The organism is Kosmotoga sp. (genome assembly GCF_982836095.1).
The window spans coordinates 1-2200 of sequence record NZ_CEYIHJ010000232.1; the positions used below are offsets into that span (position 1 = coordinate 1).

The following is a 2200-nucleotide window of genomic DNA, read 5'->3' on the forward strand; positions in this document are numbered from 1 at the left end:
ATTGTACGGATGACAACGACATACATAAAGGGTGGAGATAAAAGTTTTGAAGAGCTAATTTCGGAAATAGATGAAGGAGTTCTAATCGAAACCCTGAAACATGGGTCGGGAATGTCGACTTTCACACTTGCCCCATCAATGGCGTATATGATAAGAAATGGAAAAGTTGCAGAGCCTGTAAAAATCTCCGTGGTCTCGGGAAATGTCTTCGAGACACTTAACGAAATCGATGGATTGACAAAGGACGTGAAGATTCTGGAATTTGCGTTGGGAGGCTGTGGAAAATTCGAACAATTTCCACTTCCCGTAGGGTTTGGTGGTCCATACGTCCGCGTCAAGAGCTTAAACGTAAGATAGGGGGGAGATTGATGATAAAAGAGAAGTATGTTGAAAAAACCTCTCAACTCGCGGTAAATATCGAGAACAACCGGGTAGAGTCTGTGAGAAGAAAGGATATTACAAAAACTGCGATAAGAGTCTATTCGGAAAATAAACTGGGTGTTGCAGGTGGTCTTGGCAAAATTGACGAGGAAGAGCTTACCGAAAGGGCCGTTAAGGCACTTGATTTTAATATTCAATATCCAGTTGAGCCCACTTCTGATCTGGAAATGAACATCGTATATCATGCTGATTTTAACGATGAAAACGAATTTGTCAACGAAATTGAAGAACTGCTTGTGGAAATATCGAAGGAACAGCCTGATTTCATTTTTAGCAACAAGGCTACTCTAACAACTACAGAGAATTCTATTAAGAACAATCTGGGGTTAAATCTCTTTCACAGTGGAACTTCTTTGAACATTGGTCTTATTTTTAAGCGGAAGGGTTCAGGTAATATTTTCGACGGCATGGTTGGCTATAGTGGTTTAAAATATGACAGGAAGGAATTCCTGAAGCTGACCAATGAAATCTGCGAAGCCTTTAAGAATAGCATAGAAGAATTTAACCCGGGAAGATATCCTGTGGTTTTTCTACAGTCAGATTCTATATATTTGATGAAGCTGTACAGAGATTTACACGGCTTGATTTTTGCTACCGGTGGTTCTTTGCTTTCCGGGAAAATCGGGCAAAAGCTTTTTGACGAAAGCTTCACGTTATACCAAACCCGCAATCATGCAGACGGTTTTTATGGTTCTTTCTTTGATCTTGAAGGAACTGTGACTCCAGAATTTCGCTATCCACTAATAGAAAATGGTATCCTGCGCTCACCTTACACAAACAAGAAAACGGCAAAGCTGTTCAATCTTCCGCATACAGGCGCTGCGGGGGGCGAATATGATTCAGTTCCTGATGTAGCGGCATATCCATTCAGCTTGAAGGAATCTGATAAAACTCTTGAAGAGCTTCTTGAAGGCCGGAAAGGAATTTTCGTCCTTGTTGCAAGCGGTGGTGATTTCACACCGGATGGAAATTTTGCCACCCCTGTACAGCTGCCATTTCTTTTTGATGGCAAAAAGTTTATTGGTAGATTACCCGAGCTGAACATATCTTCAAACCTCTTCGATATGTTTGGGAAAGACTTCATAGGTGTTGGCAAGGATAACTTGACAAGTTTGGGACCATCAAGGGCGGTTATAATGGAAATGGAGGTTTCAAAGATATAGCAAAAGGGCTGCAAAGCCCTTTTGTTTTATCCCTTTTTGGCTATCTTCGTTGCTAATGAGATTATTTTAAGCACATCAGGGCTACTTATTTTCAATTCAACGATTACGCCTTTTTTGTTTTGAAGCAGTAATCCAGCACGAACCAGCGCTTTTATGTGTCTCGAGAGAGTTGTTTTATCGAGTGGAAAAAGTGGTTCCAGATGGCAAAGGCAATTTGCCTTCTCCGAAGCTATTGTTCTGAGGATTTCTATACGCCATTTGCAGCTCAAAGCCTTGAAAAAGCATGCCGATCTGCGAAATTCGATATGCTCTGCATTCATCTTCTTTCATCTTCGATATGCTGTTCTTGTCTATGTGTATCTCACCACTTTGGCTCTGAAGGATACCTGAGATCAGATTTAAAAGAGTCGTCTTTCCTGAACCGCTTGGTCCGGTTATGGCAAGGCTTTCACCCTCTTTGACAGTTAAAAAGGGAATACTTATCTCAAAATCGCTTTTAGGATAGCTAAAGACCAGCTCTTTGATGTTCACCATACTATTTTATTCTCTCTTCGTTATAGACGTTCATCTTTTGTATTTTCCACAGACCATCTACT

General features: G+C 40.9%; 3 protein-coding genes. 2 read left to right on the plus strand and 1 reads right to left on the minus strand.

Annotated elements, in window-relative coordinates; all coding sequences use genetic code 11:
- Window positions 1–357 (plus strand): metallopeptidase TldD-related protein (locus AC3LHT_RS10535; RefSeq protein ID WP_488662862.1); only part of this gene is annotated, 357 nt, incomplete at its 5' end.
- Between the two features lie 11 nt (window positions 358–368).
- Window positions 369–1604, plus strand: coding sequence for a metallopeptidase TldD-related protein (locus AC3LHT_RS10540; RefSeq protein ID WP_488662863.1), 1236 nt, complete (start codon window positions 369–371; stop codon window positions 1602–1604).
- A 174-nt stretch (window positions 1605–1778) separates the two neighbouring features.
- Here the strand turns inward: AC3LHT_RS10540 and AC3LHT_RS10545 are convergent, their stop codons facing one another.
- Window positions 1779–2138, minus strand: coding sequence for an ATP-binding cassette domain-containing protein (locus AC3LHT_RS10545; RefSeq protein WP_488662864.1), 360 nt, complete (start codon window positions 2136–2138; stop codon window positions 1779–1781).
- Window positions 2139–2200 lie beyond the last annotated feature (62 nt).

Bases quoted from the DNA above. Each gene is read 5' to 3' on its own strand.
- AC3LHT_RS10540 (WP_488662863.1), top strand. From the start codon at position 369: ATGATAAAAGAGAAGTATGTTGAAAAAACCTCTCAACTCGCGGTAAAT.
- AC3LHT_RS10545 (WP_488662864.1), bottom strand. From the start codon at position 2,138: ATGGTGAACATCAAAGAGCTGGTCTTTAGCTATCCTAAAAGCGATTTT.